Source organism: Sphingobium sp. RSMS (assembly GCF_005406185.4).
In the GTDB taxonomy this organism is placed as follows: domain Bacteria; phylum Pseudomonadota; class Alphaproteobacteria; order Sphingomonadales; family Sphingomonadaceae; genus Sphingobium; species Sphingobium fuliginis.
Map to the genome: position 1 here is coordinate 3,538,260 of NZ_CM191257.1, position 17,833 is coordinate 3,556,092.

Genomic DNA, 17,833 nt, shown 5'->3' on the forward strand with positions numbered 1-17,833 from the left:
TCGCCCGTCTTCAGATGGATCAGTCCGCAAGCATTTGCAGGGTCACTGGGTCGCGCTCTCCGCCGAACCAGCGGTCCAGCGCGCCCGCGAACAACGGACATGGCTCCGCCGCCTCGAACAGGGTTAGCGATGAACGCAGCTTCATGGCATCGATGCTACTGAACACGGCGACGGGATCACAGGTGCCCAGCTGCTGTAGTGCGTCTACGCACTCCCGATAGCGCGGACCAAGCAGGTCGTGCTCGAGATAGGCGCGGGCTTCGTCGATCGACGCGATGCCATAATAATGGGCGGTCGGACTTTGCCCCAAGCCGCGCAGCTGCGGGAGAATGTACCACATCCAGTGCGAGCGCTTTGCTCCAGCCCGGATCTCCGCCAATGCGGTGGCGTAGCTATTTTCCTGCGCCTCGACGAAGCGGGCGAGGGTGGCATCGGTGGTCATTAGAGCAGCGCTCCCTGCGCTGGCGGCGAGCCGTAGACCTGGGTGACGGGCAAGCTGTCTTGCGGCAGCCAGCGCAGCACTTGGCCGGCGGGTACGGTTGGATCAAGCCAGTCAACCCACTGCTCGCGGGTAAGGGGGATGATCTGCCTATGATGGTAGGGAGCCACGTCCGGTCCTGCGTCCATGGTGAGCATAGTGAAGGCTTCGCCCAGCGGGCTCTCACGCCATATGCCTGCAATGCAGAACCAGCGATGATCTGCCATGGTGAAGAGCCATTTGTCGAGCCGCTTCTGCTTGGGATCGGCGGGATCTGTAAACTCGTAGAAGCCATCGGCCAGAATCAGGCAGCGGTGAGAGGTGAACTCGCGCCCCTCGGAGCGGAAATTATAGACTGGTTTGCCCTTCGTGCCCGGCCAGCTCCATCGTCGGTTGACCAGCTCCCCTGTGCTCCGCTCGCCCTCCACCGACCGAACGATCGGCGCCATGTCGGTCATCTTGATGTCCTCACGCGCGGGCACATTGGGCTTACCCTCCGGCATCTTGATCTTGATTTTGAGATCTTCAAAATCCTCGGCGATCGAGGCGATGTCGACCTCCAGCCTATAATCGTTGCACATCGCTCCTCCTTCTTGGCCGCGCTTGCCCCTGCCATCCGGCAAAACGGAGCTAATTGGAGATTCGGCGCATGCTGGTAGGTTAACGCGCGACCAGTCCGACTGTTCGCCACGGAAATATGACATCGTCTTTGGGCGGTCGAGCAGAATGTCAGCGCCTACCCCAGCTTGTATGTCGCACATTGTGACGCTATATTGCGTCAAAATGATTGCGTTAGGAAGTGTTATGGGCCTGCTAGAATATGCCGATCACGGACTTTTTGCTCCGAGTAAGATCGCGGCAGCATTCCGGACGACCAGCGAGGAGGTTGCTCGATCGGCCGGCCTGGGTCGTGACGCTGTACAGCGCAAAGAGCGCTTGCGTTCCGATAAAACGCAGCGCCGCCTGAGGGAAATGATCGAGGTGATCACCAAAACCAGCCCGCGCTTCGGATCCCCTCTCATCGCCTATGCCTGGTACAGGTCGGAGCCACTGCCGGGATTCTCCGGCCAGACGGCCATGCAACTCGTGCAGGATGGCAGGGCGAGCGAGGTGCTGGAATATATCGACGCTGTCGACGCAGGCATTTACGCCTGACTGCGTTCATGCGCTACCAGGGCAAACTCTACCGGGCGCTGAACCCAATCTATGCGCGCGAGCCACTTTCAGGCCGGGGTGCTGCCCTATATGGCGGCCGTTTCAATCCCAAAGGAACAGCCACTCTCTACCTCGCAACTTCATTGCAGACGGCAATTAGAGAGGCAAACCAGGTCGGAGATCTCCAACCGACGACGATCGTCTCCTACGATGCAGATATCGCGAATGTCTTCGACGGTCGTGATGCTGCTGAACTCGGAAAGTACGGGATGATCCCAACCAGCTTAGGCGAGCCGGCCTGGCGCGATCAGATGAAGAAGGCCGGGAAAGCGCATACCCAGATCTTCGCTGAAAGCCTCATCTCCGACGGCTTCAACGGCTTGCTCGTTCGCAGCTTCGCTCGCGGCGCCACCGATGAGGATATCAACCTCGTGCTCTGGAAGTGGAGTGATAGACACCCGTTTAAACTCACGCTCATCGATGATGATGGACGCCTGAGTAATATCTGAATCTTGGGTGGGGCGGGTCAGCGCCGTTTCCTGCCAAGCTGCTGCGAAAGGCCTGCCAACAACGCAGCCATATTGGCGGAATACGCTACGCGGGGATCGTTGATCAGCCCCTAACCTCGCAGCCGGTCACTCTACCGGCTCATCGACTCCCTTCGCCGGAGGGCTTGACCCTGCTGATTGTTCCCTATATGTTCTCATCAATGGACTCGAAATCAACCCCGTTCGATGCCGACGCGCTCGGAAGTCGCCGTGCGATCATCCGGCGTAACCCGAATGACGTAGAAGAGATCGAGATGATCGAGGCAGCCTGGGGGTCAGACCCGCGCTTTAGCGATGGGGTGCGCTACGAGTTCATGCGATCTGAAGGGCGATCATTCCCGAGCAATCGCTGCCTGGTGCCGGCTTCGGAATTTCACATCCGCAATGGCGAGAAGAAATTCCGGGTGACCATGGAAGACGGCAATTTCTTCTATCTCGCCGCCATTTGGGAGCCCGCCATGGGCGACTGGCCAGTCTCCTATCGCATTATCACCGTTGACGCGAACCCAGAGGTGATGCGCTACCAGGAGCGTCACGGGGCCATCATCCAGCGCTGGCAGGTCATGAAGTGGCTGGATTGCCAGGTACCCGAAACGGATCTGCTGGTAACCCCGCCTGCGCATCTGTTTTCGGTCGAGGAGATCCTGACCAAGCCTGTGCAGACCAGTCTGGCGTTTTGAGCAAGAGCGGGGCGGTGAATCCGTTCGCGCATACCTTCGCCGATCGATGGCAGCTTGTCGGGCGGCTGACACATCGCCGTTGAAGAGTGAGCCATCTGCCAGTTCCAGCAAGGCCGACCGGCTCGGCGGCAGGGCATTGGCGGCGTCCGTGATGGATTGGAAGATCGTGGCAGGCCAGCCCGTCCGCCCCGGCTACAGCTTTCGAAACGGCATCCTACGTTAATTTTCGTAATCAATCTTAGATGGTAGACGTCATTGGTAATCGTTTTCGTATCGCGCTAAGTGTTTTCACATGAAAGATGACATAGATGACGGTCGGCCGAAGCTGGGCCATATGTGGCTGCGAGCGGCGTTCGCACCGCAAAGTCCGCCGCCCTATTCCGAAAGCTACCTCGTCTCGGGTGCGCGGCGCACCGAAGTAATCGCTGGTCGCACTGTCGAGTTCTACCCGCGTTCCTATGCGACCGGTGACAATGTCATCGCCAACCTGCGCTTTGCCCTGCGCTATGAATCCCTGGATCTAGGCGTGCTGGCCGCAACCTTCGTTGCCATCGACGCCGAGGTCGTCGCGGCATGGGTGCGCACCGAGCCGAGCGGCAGCTACGCGCGGCGCGCCTGGTTCTTCTATGAGTATCTGACCGGCGAACGTCTCGACGTGCCCGATGCCGCGGCCGGCAATTATGTCGAGGCGCTCGATCCGCAGAAGCATGTCGCCGGGGCGAGGCGGAACTCGTTGCGGCACCGCGTTATCGATAATCTGCTCGGCACGCCGGACCTGTGCCCCACGGTGCGCCGCACGGCGAAGCTGGAAGGGCAGATCGGCGTCCATATCGATGCCGAGGCACGCGCGATCATCGAACGCTATGACCCGGCCGTGCTCGCCCGCGCAGTCCGGCACCTCTTCACCAAGGAGACGCGCGCGTCCTTCGCCATCGAGGGGGAGGCGCCCAGCCCGGATCGGACCGAGCGGTTCGTCGCCGCGCTGCGCGCCGCCTCCAGCTTTGACACGGGCGACAAGGAAGCGATCGTTCGGCTCCAGAATGCGATCGTTGATCGCCGCTATGCCGCGACCGACTGGCGCAGCTTCCAGAATTTCGTCGGCGAGACGACCGTTGATCTCCGCGAGGAGGTGCATTTCATCTGCCCCCGACCTGAAGACGTTCGCTCGCTGATGACGGGCTGGAAGGCGCTGACGGCGCGGATGCTCGCTGACGACATCGAGCCTGTCGTAGCAGCGGCAGTCGCGGCTTTCGCCTTCGTCTTCATTCACCCGTTCGAGGACGGCAATGGTCGCATCCACCGCTTCATCGTTCATCATGTGCTGAGCAAGACAGGTTTCAGCCCAGACAGCATGATCTTCCCTGTGTCGGCCGCCATCCTCCGAGATCGGCGCAGCTATGACGCGGTGCTGGAGAGCTTCTCAAAACCCCTGTTAAGCGCGATCGATTGGGCCTGGACCAGCGAGCGCGAGATCGCGGTCCGCAGCGACACCGCGCCGCTCTATCGCTTCTTCGACGCCACCCCTGTCGCCGAATATCTCTATGACCGCGTGGTCGATTCCGTCCGTACGGACCTGCGCGAAGAACTGGGCTTCCTGGCTATGTTCGACCGCGCGATGGAAGGGGTCCGCACAATCGTCGATATGCCGGACCGCCGCGCCGCGTTGCTGATCCGCCTGATGCTTCAGAACGGCGGACGTCTTTCCAATAGCAAGCGCGGTCAGTTCGACGAACTGACCGATGCCGAGATCGCCGAGATGGAGCAAGCGGTGCAGTGGGCGCTGGCCGAAGCGGGGGATATACCTCGTGCGGCAAACGCCTCCTGAGAGTATGTGATTACCCGAGGCTATCTGCGGTGGCGATCACGTGGGCGGCACACTAGGATCCCTGTACCCCACCAAGCTTGCCGCCAGTCGCATCGACCAGCAGCCGTTCGGCATCGCGCCAAGGGCGGTCATTCAAGTGCCGCGGTTACTTGGAACCGGACAAAGATGGCTCTGCATCAATTTGCTTTCTAGCGGGTTGAACGCACGGCTGCGTTTAGCTGAGGCTGTCTCGGGTTGCAGGGAGGAGCAAGCTCCATTGTCCGACGGGTTCGATCTTGTCTTTTGACCATATGAGCCATATATATGGCTCATATGAACGAAGGAGAATAATGATGATCGCGGAAGCATGCAGCCTCGCTGACTCGCTTGGGCTAAAGACAGGCCCGCGATCGCCGCTGGCGATCGCGAACTGCATCAAGGCTGGACTCCCGCTCTCCTCGCTAGAGCGGTTGTCGAAGGCTATCGCGCCGGACGACGCTAGCTTCCCGTATCGCTTCGTGCCCCGTGCAACGCTGACGCGGCGCAAAGGCGCCAGCGAGCCAAAGCTCACCGTTGACGAAGGCAATCGTGTCGCGGCCGTCGCCAAGGTCTGGGAATTTGCGATGGAGATCTATCACGACGAGATCAAGGCGCGCGAGTTTCTCTACCGTTCGCACCCAATGCTTGAGAACCAGAGGCCGATTGACGTGGCTACCGACACGGGAATTGGTGCCGATCTTGTTATCAATCTCCTCGGCCGAGCGGCCTATGGCGGCGGCGCTTGAAGCCGGGGATCGTTGACAGGGTTCTCTACAGCTACCGGATCGGTGACCCTGCAGGAAAGCATCCAATCTATGATGACGAGGGAGCCCGCCTTTTCCCCGGACGCTGGAATACCCCGAGCAGCCCGATGCTCTACACCTCTGAGCATTATGCGACCGCGCTGATCGAGAAACTCGCCCACTTCAACGGCGTGCTTCCCGGGAACCAGCACTACATCCGCCTCACGATTCCGCCGGGCGTCAGCTACGAAGAATTCCCGCAGACTTCCCATCCGGGCTGGGACGGGATCGACGATTCGATTTCGAAGACCTTCGGTGCCACATGGTGTCTCGAATGTCGCTCGTGCATACTCATCGTCCCATCAATTCCCGGCGGTCGGATCGAGCGCAACTTTCTCATAAATCTGCGTCACCCCGACGCGGGCAAGATCACTCACGACATGGCGAGTCCGGTACCTTGGGACCTGCGCCTGTTCCAGATTTAGCCACTTTTTTGCGCGGACCATCGGCCGGGGCACAGTGCGCCATAATGTTGTCGTTCAAGTGAGCAAGGGCTGATCCCGAAAGCGGCCGTTCCTATTCCCAGTAAAAGGGCACCTGCCCAAGGAGGCAGGCAAAGCTATCTAGCCCCTGTGCATCCTCGGCCGTCGCAAAGGTGAGCTCTAAGAAGAGAGAATTTGTGAATGTGCGAACGGGCACCGGAACCTGCTCCGCCTTTATGGCCATATCGAGCAACTCTCGCCATTTAGACCGCACGCGCCGGATGTGATCCCCCGGCGCTTCGTCAATATTCAAGCATGGCTCCAGGCGGCGTCTCACGAATCTCCGAGAGTCCACACTTGGGGCACCCTATCCGCAGGCGCTTCGAAGATGGAACCCGTAACTGAGTCTGGCACCGTGAGCACCTCACGATGACCCGATCCCCCTCACGCTGTTTCGGTAGGATGCCGACCTTTGACGGAAAAATATCGTCGGTCCCGGCGCGCTGAGGCGGCACAGCCTCCTCGACAGGCACGGGCTTTACGGGCTTCGTCGGAACGGCCCAAGGATACCGGGCGAAGAAGATGGCCGCACCGACAGCCATCAAGCCGAGACCCAACAATGCGTCACTACTGGGTCCGCCCGAAAAGAGCACGAGCACGCCGAAGCCAGCGATCATAGCGGCCCCCGCCGCCCAGCCACCGCTCCAGGATTTCGATTTCTTCTCCCAGGCAGCTTGGCCGACCTCCCAATCTTTCAGGCGGTCGAGATACGCTTCGTAATCGATCTTGTATTCTTCGGCCTGCTGCGCCCTTCTTTGGATCCGCTCCCTCGCTTCAGCCGCTTCACGCTCTTCGCGTTGGTTTATCCGGAGCGCCATCCCTTCGGCGGTGCGATCGTACTCCCACCCGGCAATAAGCTCATCGGCGTGGAAGAAAAGAACTCCCACGGAATGCGCTAGGGATTTAGCCGCTTTGCTCGGACGGCCTTCGTATACCACCAGGCCGCGGGCGGCATTGAAATGCCTCACAGCGGTGCAGACCTCCTGAACGGCCCCGACGCCGATCGAGAAGGCATCCTCGTAGCATTTGCATTGAATGATGATGAACTCTTCGCCGACGCGGCAAAAGAGATCGGCACCGAAATCACCGGAGCCCGGCGTCATTTCGCAGGTCCACCCCAGCCCGCGCATTCTCTCTGCGATCTTCAATTCGAAAGCATAACCGTCCGGCATACGACCCCCCGCAGACCCGAAAGCCGATGCATAGCGCACAACCGCGCTCCAATCGACCGGCTAACTCTGAAGTCTGGTTATTCGCCAATGTGATGCGTAAACGGACTATCTGTAAGCCGCCAGTCGAGCTGATCAGCGGCCCGACAACCCTGCGCCACTTTTTGCCGTCCGACTGCGAATTCCCTGTGCTTGGAAGCGGCCATTCAATTCATGACCAGGGTTGGGACATTCGCGACGGTGGTACCTCAGCTCAATGGCTTGCCCTGCGACAACGCTACCCTGCCCCGTCTGATCCGGAAAGCACGTCCATTATCGATTATACGGAAATCGGCCAGCATCGCGTCCAGAATGCATCTTCGATCCGATCACCAAACCCGAATGGTTATTGATACTTGGCATATGTTTCTCATAAAGACGCGACCGTGGAAAATCGCGTTCGAGCTCCCTCATCTATGCAAAATACTAAACGGGACGAAAGTCTGAGGAAACAGCTCGAGAAGCTTTTAAAAGGTGCAGGATCGCAAGAACCTTTGGGAAAGTCCGCGCCCTCACCCGAGGACGATACCACCTTGGACATGCGCACCGGTTCCCTGCCCACGCTTGGCGTGGTGCACAGCCTCACGGGAGACCAGGGGTACGGCTTCGTCACGCCGGACGGATATGACAGGCGGCTGTTCTTCCACGTCAAGGGCAACATCGACCGGGAGCGCCCCGACCTGCCGGCTGCAGGCGCAAGGGTGGTGTTCATCGCCGGGACTAACCCGCGTCGGAAACGCGGGTTCGAAGTCGTGCGGTGGCGGGTCCTCGATGGTTCGTGGCTTCCGACGGCATCCGCGATCGAACATCAGGAAGATTGGGATGCCGTCCGCCTCGGATTCCTCGAGTCTCGCAGTGATCGGGAGATCTCCGATCTCCTCAGGGCGTCGTGGTACCATGTGCTCTGGGAGAACGACGCCCCGACGGACCTGCACGATCCGCTCCTGCGGGATCTGTGCAAGAAGCGGTTCCAGCGTCTGCCGGACGACATGTTCCGGGGGGAAACGCCGCCCCCGCTGATCCGCAACAGCCCATATGGGTTCTTGGCTCCGCTGAAGTCGCCACAGCCGGGCCTTGCCCACGTGGCGTATTTCACCCCGGCCCAGCTGGCCCTGATGGGCACCCCGTCCGCCGAGTGGATGGAAGGGGCCGACGATGTGACCAAGGCCTGCATCCTGAACTGGATGCTGCGCCGCCTCTCCACGACGGAGGATCGCCGGCCGTGGGAGAAGTGGCTGCGCGGCAGCGAAAAGCATGAACGCTATCTCGCGAATGCGCTCCTGGCCTCGGGATTTCAGCCCGATGCCTTCGTCGGCGAATGGCTGGCAAGGCTGGCCGCCAACGGCATGCTCGCGCAGTCGGCCCTGGATGACTGGGGCGGGCGCGGACCGGAAACCGGACTGGCGCTGTTCGAACACCTGGGGGCCAGGCGCCGAAGCGAGGTTCGCGCGCACTGGGTGGGCAAGGCCAACGCGGACAGACTGACTCCGGCAGTGGCCCCCCGGCTGCAGTCGATGCTGGTTACCGACGCCCTGGCAATCGACCTCGAGACCGACGGCGAGAATGTTTGGGAAGTGGGCATTGCCCACGCCGGGGAAGCCCGCCTGCTCCATGACCGGGGAAACGAAGCCCAGCTGCGCTCCGCCATGACGTCGCTGCATGCCAAGGTACGCGATGCGCCCCTGGTGATCGGGCACAATTTACTCGCCTGGGACTGGCCGATCATCCAGCGGTTCGATTCCGACGCGCCAACACCGCTTGTCTGGGACACGTTGCTTGTCTCCTTCCTGCTCGATCCGCAGGCCCCGACGCATGCGCTCGGCGGAACGCATCACGCTGATGGCGATGCGCGGGCCTGCCGGGACCTGTTCGAGCAACAGCTGCGCCAGTTCGAGCCCGGACTGGCGCGCGCGATCCTTGCCGGGGAATTCCAGAACACCGCGCAGCTTGTCGATACCATGGTGGGCAGCCTGGTCACCCCAAGGCGGTACGCCCGACCTTTTCCTCGCAACATCCCGGCCACTGCGAAAGTCGAGGAGACGCTGCTCTGGCCCGCATCATGGCTTAGCGAGCTCGACTGGATCACGCGCCTCGTGATCACTTCCGCCGATGAGTCGCACGACCTGCCGGCGGCACTGCGGGAAATCGATCCCGAGTTGCTGGAAGGCATCCTGCGCGACGAAACACTGGACGGCGCTGCGCCCAGGGTGATCCTTGCCGTGGTGCGCCTTGCGGCCGGGCAGGACATCTCGGTGCGGCGCAACATGATCCCGGCATGGCTGGTCGATCACGAATCGCGCCTAGCCTCGGCACTCGATCGCGCCACACGATTGCCGGCGCGGATGGAAGGCTGGTGCGCCGCGCCGATGCCGGAGCGTCCGGAATGGTGGGAACAGGCGGACCTCGCGCGCTTCCGCCTGGTGGCCGGTGATCGGCAGCAGATCGTGCTCGGCACGGAAACCCTCGCGTTCGACGAGTCGGGACTCGAAAAACGCCCGGCCCAGACCGACCGCCTGATCCAGATCCCGTCCGGCAACCGCACATCGTCGTGGGTCGGAATGGACCGGACCGCCGCCATGCTGGAACGCTCCGGCGGTCTGCGGCGGTTTGGCATCCTGAGCATTCCTGCGGACGCTAAACGGCTGTCGCAGCCCACGTCCCCGCAGGCAACACACAAACCGATTCTCGCGACGAGGCGCTTCCAGGCTTTGCACCCCGGCGCACTGGACCAGCTGTCTTACTGGATCGAGGTGCTGCGCACGTTCGGCGAGCTGGTCCCCGGCCGCGCTGCCCATGCCTCGATCCTGCTGATCGGCAGCACTAGCAGCCCACAACTCGTCTCCATGCTTGAAACAGCGCTGGCGGAGATCGGCCGCGGGGAACGTCGGCCCGAGCATCGCAGCAAGCGCGAACACCTGCTGCGCGCGGCAGCCCGCAACTACGCCATCGTGGACCATGTTTCGAACTGGCGGGCTTGGGACGAAATGGCCCGTAGCATCGGGACCAAGTTGCTGCCGGTCGTCGAGGCGCTGCCTCTGGAGGAGTGGCTGGCCCGTTCGCGTTCGCCTGTGCCGGGACAGCCGGCAAGCGAACAATCAACCGACGGTGGTCAGGCGATGTCCGGATCGAAACCGCACCAAGCCTTCGGCAGCTCGGTCGTGCTCTCGGAATCCCGCTCGCTCATCGGGGATTACCTTGCCGAATGGCTCACCGACAACATGCCGCCCGACGCCGGCGCCCCGGTCACGATCATCGATTCACGCCTTGCAACGCATGGCCGGGAATTGAGCGGCTACTTCAAACCTTTGCCGGTCAGTGGCGCGCTCGACGACGAACAGCGCGAAAAGTTCAGGGTCGCACTTTCCCGCCTCGAGCTGGAGCGCAACCCGGCGCCCGGCGACCTCGCCTCAATGGAACGGTTTCTCGTCAAGCACTGGAATCCGGGCCAGGACGTTTCAAGCAAGGACGCCCCGCGAAAGGTCGAACGCTTCAAGGATGGCCAGCGATCGGCAATGGAAGCGATCTGCGGCCGGAAGCATCACGTCATCGTCCCGCTTCCCACCGGGGAGGGCAAATCGGTGCTGTTCCAAGTGCCCGCGCTGCTCCGCGGCCTCAACAACCGGCGGCTTACACTTGTGATCTCGCCGCTCAAGGCCCTGATGCGCGACCAGGTCGAGGGCCTGCGCGACCTAGGCTTTTCGGAGTCCGCAGATTTCCTGAGCGGGGACTTGTCCCGTGGTGAAATCGAGGAAGTCTTGCAGGGCGTCCTCGATCACCGCATCGTGCTACTCTACGTGGCGCCCGAACGCCTGCGTGGAGCCGAATGCCGCGACGTGCTCGAGCGCCGGATGGAAATGGACGGCGGGCTGGAGCATGTCGTCTTCGACGAGGCCCACTGCGTCAACCAGTGGGGCTTTGAGTTCCGGCCGGATTATTTTTTCGCGATGGACCAACTCCTGCGATGGAGCCGCGACTTCGACCAGGATGCCAGGTCTCCCTTCCTGCTGCTCTCAGCGACGTTAACGCGGATGGACCTCACCGCGCTGGAACAAATGGTCTGCGGCGGGGAAGGCAAACGCGGGCTTTCCATGGCCGTGCGGCCCGAAGTCTACGCCAACCCCATCCGCTCGCACATCGCGGTGGACCGCAGCCGGGTAAACAGGCGCGTCAATTTCCGGGAATTCCTGCAAACCATTGAGGAACGGCTGCCCGTCATCCGGGGCGCCATCTCCGCCGCGCAGGACAACACGGCCAAGACCGATCAGCGAAGCGCGGTCGTCATCTTCGTGTCCTCGCGCCAACAGGCCGAAGATCTCGCCGAGTTGCTCTCGAAGCAAACGAGCATCCACGCCGATTTCTATCATGCCGGGCTCGATGGCGAAGCGCGCGAAGCGGTCTACAACGCCTATCGCCACGGGGAACTCGACGTGCTCGTCGCCACGACGGCTTTCGGCATGGGCATGGACATTCCCGACATCCACTGGGCTGTCCACCTTTCGCCCCCCGGCTACCTCGAGGAATACCTCCAGCAGGTCGGCCGGATCGGCCGCGGCAGCGCCGAAATGCAGCGCGCGCAACTCAACAAGTTGAACGCATTCCTGCCGTTCGCCGATGAGGACTTCGCGCATATCCGGGGCATGCGGCACGAGAATGCTCTCACTCCGCAGTACCTCGAGGATCTGGCCGACAAGGTCGGCCGAAGCGCCTTCTTGCAGGACAAGCACCTCGTCGCAGTGGTTCCCTCGCACGGATACGAGTCCTACGAGTACGATACGGAAAAGCGCGCCGCCCAGACCCGCACCCGGATGGCACTCTACTGGCTCGAGCAAGGCAACCGGCTGCAATACATCACCGCGATCAACGACGCGGTGGAGATCGAAATCGATCGCGCCCGTCTCGCCGAAATTGCCGAAGAGCGGAGTACTGCCGGGAAGTTGGCGAGCCTGTTGGCCGAACTTAAAAAGGACGATACGCCGGATAGCGAAACCTTGACACTCGTCCCGTCCCGGAATGACCCGCCCGACACCAGGGCCCGGATCCTCGAGACGTTGGCCGGGAAAGTGGGGTTGGCTTTCGCCCTGCGGCCGAAGGACCAGCAGGAGGGCCTCGGAGTGCCGCGGAATCAAGGGCGCCATCATCCCCGCACGGCAAAAGAGCCGTTATTCGGCGCGAGCTTTTGGCTCGACACCGGTCCTGCCAAGCTGGAGGAAAACACCGGGGGCGCGGTCGTCAGCCTGTCGCAGATCGTGTTCCTAGTGCCCGAAGTCGGTTCGACCAATGACGCACTCACGCTGCTGGCACAGTTGCAGCAGCAGGGCGCGCTGCGCTTTTCCAGGCAGCTCGAATACAAGCGGTCCGATCTGTTCGATCCAGACCTCAACGACCGCTTGATCGATGCCGCAAGCCATGCCGTTGAAGAACTCCTGGCCCAGACGAGACGGCAGCCCGAGTACAGGTTCCTGCCTCAGGAGTTCCTGAACACGCCCGAAATCGAGCATTTCATCGAAGAAGCCATGATCCGGTATCGGGACTCATTTGCCCCGGAAGAGGAGGGCAAGCATAGCAAGCGCAAGTTGCAAGCTCGGCGGCAGTTGATCGAACGCGCCCTTCTCAACGGCTTCCGGTCGTTAACCCGCTCATCCGGCATCCGCCTGCACCAGGTCATCGACGAAGGGCGGACTGTTCGCTGGCAGGCCACCTTGCCTTCGTCATTACGGCAGCAGGTCGAGCGTCGGCGCAAGGTGATTGTCGCAGCAAGCAAATCGATCCTCGGCTTGCTTGCGGACGAGTTCGGCCTGACCGCAGCATCCGACCCATCCGAGCCGAAGTTGATGGCCGCATCCGTTATCGTGGAGGCGGTCCAAAAAGCGGCCGGCAATGCGAAGTTCCAAGAGTCGGACCTCAAGCGCACCGCCGGCCTTGTAGCAGCGCTGAAACTCCTTCGGGTGAACGTCGAACTCGTCGATTTTTCGCATGTCGTGAAGCTGACGGGGAAGGACGAAACCGCCCCGGAAGCCCTGAGCCGGCTTGCCGAGGTAAACGCGCTCTCGGAAGTCCGCACGAATGCCATGGAGATCTTTGCCAACCTTCGCCCCGCCGCGCAGGATGCCTTCATCGAAGGCTATTTCGCGCAGACCGATGCCGAAGGGTTGAAAGACTTCCTCGAAAGCCAGCTGGGCGAAATGGAGGATCCCGAAACGGACGGGGGAGGCGAAGCCCCCCCCCTCAAGCGCGTTTCAGCTACCGTCAGCGCCATGAGGGACCGGCTGCGCGCGACCAAAGCGGTCGAGTTTTTCGCGAAGTTCGAGAAATCCGAAGAACCGGCCCAGTGGGAGGCTGCAAGGCACCCGTGCAACCAGCACCTGCTGGTCAACGCCGGGCCGGGTTCCGGCAAGACTTTCGTGCTGGTCGGGCGTATCGTCCACCTGATCCGCGAACAGCATGTCCGCCCCTCGCGGATCGTGGTCCTAGCCTTCAACCGGGCGGTGGTGTTCGAGATCCGGCGGCGCATCAAGGAACTTTTCACCTCGCTGGGCTATGCCGCGCATGCCCAACGCGTTCAGGTTTCCACGCTCCACGGCTTTGCCATGCGCCACATTGCGAAGGAGGGGGCCGCCGTGAAGCGTGACGACCTCCTCGGCGAATTCGCCAGGCGCATGACCAACAGCGAGGCCTTCCGCCGCAGCGTCGCCGGCGATGTCGATGCCATCCTGGTCGACGAGTTTCAGGACTTCGGCGAAAACGAATACGCTATCCTGCGCGCGCTTCACGCCGGCAGCGGTGGCCGCGCCGGGGTCATGGCTATCGGCGACGACGACCAGGACATTCTGCGCTGGAACCGTAGCGACAAGGCGTTTTCCGAAACGTGGTTCCAGCGCTTCAGGGAGGATTTCGGCGGAGCCGGACTGAGCGAACTCGTGCTCGGGGTCAATTTCCGCTCGTGCGCCAAGGTGGTGACGGAAAGCCAGGACATGATCACCGGGTTCTTCGCACGCAACACCCGCTCCGCCAGGCTCAAGACCCGAAAACTTGTCCCGAGGCAGGATGCGACACAGGGCGGGCGGGCAACGCGCCTCGACTGGCAAGGCAGATCGTTTGACGATGCGGTGGCCGAAGTGCAGGAACAGTGGAGCTTCATAAGAGAAGAGGCAGGCAAGACCGTCGCCATCCTGTGCCGCAACAACGCCGAGGTTGCCGCCGTCTACGAGGCACTGCTCCCGAAGGAGCCCGATCTGGCCATTCAAGGGAAAACCAATCTGCGGGTTTCAAGCCTGCGACATGTTGCCCTGTGGCTGGATTTCCTGCGGATGGAACAGGCCCGCGAAGACCGCCCGTTGACCCCTGCCCTTGTGCCGCAGTTGATCGATGCTTTCATGCAGGGCAAGGCCGTGCCCGAATTCGGTCCGGGTGCAGCCACTTCGCCAGGCCTACGGCCATTGTGGGACCTGTGCCTGCAGGAACGCAATTACCCTCGGATCTCCGATCTCGTCCGCTTCATCGAGGAACTGCGCACCGACGACCTGACGCGATTGAGCCTCGATGTTTCGGGGGACGCGCAAGTCGTCGTGTCCACCATCCACAAGGTCAAGGGCCTGGAATACGACAGGGTCGTCATCATGCCGTCGCAGGAGAGTTTCGGCACATATGGCGAAAGCGGACGGTCGAAACCCTTGGCCGAGGTGGAGGCCGACGCCGCTGAAGAGGCCCGCCTATTCTACGTCGCCATGACCCGCGCAAAGGAACGGCTGTGGTATTTCTGGGGAAACCGGGAACGTGCATGGTTCGAGTCCCCGACACAGTCTTTCGTCGGCACCAGATCGGACCGCCTGACGCTGAGCGGCGCTTGGGCGGATGTCGGACTTGGCTGGGCCATGGACGAGACGTCCTTCAACAAGGATCCCGACGCTTGCCAGGCATACATCGAACACGAAGTGCGGGTCGGAGACAGCATCGTGCTCGGAGGCTCGGGACTAGGAGCGTTCAAGGGACTGTTCCACGTCCAAGCCTCAGGCACTAGGCGCCAAGTCGGATTCATCGCGAAAATGCACGACAAGGGCGGCGCCAATCACGATCTGCGCGTAAGTTCGGTGGTCCGGTTCTACCCCGATGATCCGGAAGACCAGTTGATGGACACCGGGACGAGAAGCCGTCGCTGGGGTTATGCCGTCCTCATTGCAGGCCGGTTGCGATAGCGGCAACGATACTTTGCCCCTGCGCGCCGCGCGCAGCGGACGCCGGCATGGTAGCTGTGGCCTTGGTTTTGGAAAGACGGTAGGGCAGTCCGAGCAGACTTCCTTCGCGCTGACAGTTGCAGATCTTTGTAGGCCTAGTCTTACGGGTAAGCTGCGGGCAATCCGGGATGAATGGCTGCCTGTGCGCTGCGCGCAACTCGGAATAGACTTGACCTTTGGTCCGCTGGCATTTGGGGCGGCAGATGCATTGCTTGAGCGCTTCGTAGAGCAATGCCGGGCTTTTTCGGAACGGGTTGTCCTGCAGTCCGATGCCGATCTGCCCAGGATGGGGCCGATCATCTTCGAAGCAGCGCAGGGCTTACTTCTCGACCAGGGTGCAGCTGGTTTCCCATTCGTCACGCGCTCCAGTACGGGTCTTGCCAACATCACTGCGATCGCCACAGAGGCGGAGATTGGGGAGCTTGAAGCGGTCTACGTCACCCGCTGCTATCTCACCCGTCATGGACGTGGAGGGATGGAGGATGAAAGGTCGATTGATCACTGGTTCAGCGTGGATGATGCAACCAACCTTCCCAATCCTTGGCAGGAAACCTTGCGCTTCGGCCTTCTCGATCCGGCTCGTCTCGGCCGCCGTATCGCGGCTGACCTGGCCGTGGCCGGGGATACTATGGCCGTCACGCCGTCGCTTGCGATCACATGTCTGGATCAGGCCAGGGATGATCGCTTGGGGTGGATCGACGGCGCTGAGTTGCGAAGCGGGCCAGTGCGAGAGATGATGGCGGAGCTTGAGATGGCTACCCGCCTTCCGTGGACCGCTGAATTTTGGGCTCCAAGCAACAGATGAAGTCAAAAGTTCAATCATCCGCGTTGCCATTGCCGCGAATACGGCGATTGTCGAGGAGCGGCGGATGCTGGCTATCAGTGCGATAGGTGGCCATCTACTGTGACCGGAAATGTCGCATCTGGCTGACAAAGGCGAAAGAAAAGGAGCGTCTATGAAAAAGCCGGTGGGCGTCGCCAGTCTGAGCGAATTTGGAAGGGTGCGGCTGTCAAAGTCGTTTTTCATGCGCGACTTTTTGTTCTCGGACATCGCGGCAATTCACGGACTTCCGAACGTACCGGATGATCCTGATCTCGCCATCGCTGTGGGTAGCCGCCTGTGTCAGGATCTGCTTGAGCCGCTACAGGACCGCTTCGGTCGGTTGGCCATACGCTCGGCATTCCGCTCCTGCGACGTCAACGGACTTGGCTCCGAGATGATGAATGCCGGTAAAGCGGGCTATAACTGCGCCTCCAACGAGCGGAACTACGCGAGCCATATTTGGGATCGGAAGCGTGACGGTATGATGGGAGCGACGGCCTGTATCGTTGTTCCGTCTTTTTGGGATGCCTTCCAGGAGGAGGGCGATTGGCAGAAGCTCGCATGGTGGATCCATGATCATTTGCCTTACTCCAGTCTCTACTTCTTTCCCAAATATTGGGCTTTCAACATATCCTGGTTCGAGCAACCGGCCAGAACGATTCACAGCTATACCAGTCCGAAAGGCTGTCTGACCAAGCCCGGAATGGAAAATCATGTCGGCACACATGAGCATGAATGGGCCGGAATAGAAAAAGCGATGAATTCTTAATCGGCGCGCTGACCGCGTCATTTGGCGCATGCACCGCGCGCCGAGATAGGGGGCGGCGGTGCTTTCAGTCGGTCAGACGTTGTCGTCGATCATGCCGATGATTGGGAAAACTTGTTTGATCTGGCCGTGGGGGATAGATGCCGTCGCTTGTCCGCGATATTGCCTTAGCTCGATAAGGTTGCGATCGCGGGCGAGCAGTCGACCGGCGGTCCACAATGAGCGCCCTGATTCATCTCGCAGCTGGACCAGCACGTCCGCATTGATCGATGCCGGTTTGACGCGGTCAAATACCACTCGCTCGCCGGCTCTGAATCGCGGTTCCATAGCTTCGCCAGGGATATACATGGCAAGGTAGCGATCGGCGTCACCCAGCCCGAAAGGTGCTGCCATATAGGCAACTGGACGAGAAAGATCGGCCTCCCAGAGTTCAAGCTGCTCGGAAAAAGCTAAGCCGCTCTCCTCAGGAAAATGGACAGTCGCCGCGTACACTGGGATGCCGTTCTGCTTCGAAAGCACGGGAAGGGCCGGATCGTCCTTCAGCATGATGTCGGATGCCGGAGATCGCAGCGGCAACGCATCCGTTTCACAGATGGAAAATGCATCTGGAAACGTGGCACTGAGCTTAGCGACGCTTTGTTGTGAGAGCGAATAGCCGACCGTGGGGTTGGGGTAGATCCGGGTGAGCGTGGAGGGCGCAAGACCTGAGCGGCGCGCAATCTGGCTTGCTGAAAACCCGGTTTCCTTGATCAGGCAACCGATCAGGCTGCGGGCTCTATCCTGATCCCACTCACCGACAAAAGACATGTGTATGCG

13 protein-coding genes are annotated in these 17,833 nt (G+C 61.1%); 9 read left to right on the forward strand and 4 right to left on the reverse strand.

Annotated features, from left to right (window positions below; all coding sequences use genetic code 11):
- Positions 1 to 19: 19 nt before the first annotated feature.
- Entirely contained in the window at positions 20 to 442 is a 423-nt protein-coding gene (locus EGM87_RS17300; protein ID WP_137709472.1) for a DUF1810 domain-containing protein, read from the reverse strand.
- Positions 442 to 1,059: an SOS response-associated peptidase gene (locus EGM87_RS17305; protein WP_137709471.1), complete on the reverse strand. Its 618-nt coding sequence runs from the start codon at positions 1,057 to 1,059 to the stop codon at positions 442 to 444. The genes EGM87_RS17300 and EGM87_RS17305 overlap by 1 nt, the downstream gene beginning before the upstream one ends.
- A gap of 223 nt (positions 1,060 to 1,282) precedes the next feature.
- On the opposite strand from EGM87_RS17305, the gene EGM87_RS17310 reads away from it, so the two are divergent.
- The 6 genes from EGM87_RS17310 (at position 1,283) to EGM87_RS17335 (ending at position 5,932) form a co-directional block, all read left to right on the forward strand.
- Positions 1,283 to 1,633 carry an MbcA/ParS/Xre antitoxin family protein gene (locus EGM87_RS17310; RefSeq protein WP_137709470.1) on the forward strand — a complete coding sequence of 117 codons (351 nt, stop codon included), beginning with the start codon at positions 1,283 to 1,285 and terminating at the stop codon, positions 1,631 to 1,633.
- Positions 1,634 to 1,641: 8 nt separating this feature from the next.
- A complete protein-coding gene (locus EGM87_RS17315; protein ID WP_137709469.1) occupies positions 1,642 to 2,142 on the forward strand; it encodes an RES family NAD+ phosphorylase in 501 nt (166 codons plus the stop codon).
- Between the two features lie 164 nt (positions 2,143 to 2,306).
- Positions 2,307 to 2,861: an SOS response-associated peptidase family protein gene (locus EGM87_RS17320; RefSeq protein WP_253719096.1), complete on the forward strand. Its 555-nt coding sequence runs from the start codon at positions 2,307 to 2,309 to the stop codon at positions 2,859 to 2,861.
- Positions 2,862 to 3,153: 292 nt separating this feature from the next.
- Complete coding sequence (locus EGM87_RS17325) at positions 3,154 to 4,686, forward strand: Fic family protein (protein WP_137709468.1); 1,533 nt, start codon at positions 3,154 to 3,156, stop codon at positions 4,684 to 4,686.
- A gap of 329 nt (positions 4,687 to 5,015) precedes the next feature.
- Positions 5,016 to 5,450, forward strand: a complete 435-nt coding sequence (locus tag EGM87_RS17330; RefSeq protein WP_137709467.1) for an Xre family toxin-antitoxin system antitoxin — start codon at positions 5,016 to 5,018, stop codon at positions 5,448 to 5,450.
- Positions 5,447 to 5,932 (forward strand): RES family NAD+ phosphorylase, encoded by a 486-nt coding sequence (locus EGM87_RS17335; protein ID WP_137709466.1) that lies wholly within the window; start codon positions 5,447 to 5,449, stop codon positions 5,930 to 5,932. The genes EGM87_RS17330 and EGM87_RS17335 overlap by 4 nt, the downstream gene beginning before the upstream one ends.
- 299 nt (positions 5,933 to 6,231) lie before the next feature.
- On the opposite strand, the gene EGM87_RS17340 is transcribed toward EGM87_RS17335, so the two are convergent.
- Positions 6,232 to 7,161 carry a restriction endonuclease gene (locus tag EGM87_RS17340; protein WP_137709465.1) on the reverse strand — a complete coding sequence of 310 codons (930 nt, stop codon included), beginning with the start codon at positions 7,159 to 7,161 and terminating at the stop codon, positions 6,232 to 6,234.
- A gap of 575 nt (positions 7,162 to 7,736) precedes the next feature.
- Here EGM87_RS17340 and EGM87_RS17345 point away from each other — a divergent pair.
- The 3 genes from EGM87_RS17345 (at position 7,737) to EGM87_RS17355 (ending at position 17,020) form a co-directional block, all read left to right on the forward strand.
- The gene (locus tag EGM87_RS17345) at positions 7,737 to 15,389 is read left to right on the forward strand and encodes a UvrD-helicase domain-containing protein (protein ID WP_253719165.1); all 7,653 of its coding nucleotides are present in this window, start codon (positions 7,737 to 7,739) and stop codon (positions 15,387 to 15,389) included.
- Positions 15,358 to 16,233 carry an adenylosuccinate synthetase gene (locus EGM87_RS17350; protein ID WP_137709463.1) on the forward strand — a complete coding sequence of 292 codons (876 nt, stop codon included), beginning with the start codon at positions 15,358 to 15,360 and terminating at the stop codon, positions 16,231 to 16,233. Before EGM87_RS17345 ends, EGM87_RS17350 begins: the two co-directional genes overlap by 32 nt.
- 151 nt (positions 16,234 to 16,384) lie before the next feature.
- A complete protein-coding gene (locus EGM87_RS17355) occupies positions 16,385 to 17,020 on the forward strand; it encodes a hypothetical protein (protein WP_137709462.1) in 636 nt (211 codons plus the stop codon).
- Between the two features lie 72 nt (positions 17,021 to 17,092).
- Here EGM87_RS17355 and EGM87_RS17360 read toward each other — a convergent pair whose 3' ends face one another.
- Positions 17,093 to 17,824: a hypothetical protein gene (locus EGM87_RS17360; RefSeq protein ID WP_216614567.1), complete on the reverse strand. Its 732-nt coding sequence runs from the start codon at positions 17,822 to 17,824 to the stop codon at positions 17,093 to 17,095.
- Between the last annotated feature and the right edge of the window lie 9 nt (positions 17,825 to 17,833).

Bases quoted from the DNA above. Each gene is read 5' to 3' on its own strand.
- EGM87_RS17300 (WP_137709472.1), bottom strand. From the start codon at position 442: ATGACCACCGATGCCACCCTCGCCCGCTTCGTCGAGGCGCAGGAAAAT.
- EGM87_RS17305 (WP_137709471.1), bottom strand. From the start codon at position 1,059: ATGTGCAACGATTATAGGCTGGAGGTCGACATCGCCTCGATCGCCGAG.
- EGM87_RS17310 (WP_137709470.1), top strand. From the start codon at position 1,283: ATGGGCCTGCTAGAATATGCCGATCACGGACTTTTTGCTCCGAGTAAG.
- EGM87_RS17315 (WP_137709469.1), top strand. From the start codon at position 1,642: ATGCGCTACCAGGGCAAACTCTACCGGGCGCTGAACCCAATCTATGCG.
- EGM87_RS17325 (WP_137709468.1), top strand. From the start codon at position 3,154: ATGAAAGATGACATAGATGACGGTCGGCCGAAGCTGGGCCATATGTGG.
- EGM87_RS17330 (WP_137709467.1), top strand. From the start codon at position 5,016: ATGATGATCGCGGAAGCATGCAGCCTCGCTGACTCGCTTGGGCTAAAG.
- EGM87_RS17340 (WP_137709465.1), bottom strand. From the start codon at position 7,161: ATGCCGGACGGTTATGCTTTCGAATTGAAGATCGCAGAGAGAATGCGC.
- EGM87_RS17345 (WP_253719165.1), top strand. From the start codon at position 7,737: ATGCGCACCGGTTCCCTGCCCACGCTTGGCGTGGTGCACAGCCTCACG.
- EGM87_RS17350 (WP_137709463.1), top strand. From the start codon at position 15,358: ATGCCGTCCTCATTGCAGGCCGGTTGCGATAGCGGCAACGATACTTTG.
- EGM87_RS17355 (WP_137709462.1), top strand. From the start codon at position 16,385: ATGAAAAAGCCGGTGGGCGTCGCCAGTCTGAGCGAATTTGGAAGGGTG.
- EGM87_RS17360 (WP_216614567.1), bottom strand. From the start codon at position 17,824: ATGTCTTTTGTCGGTGAGTGGGATCAGGATAGAGCCCGCAGCCTGATC.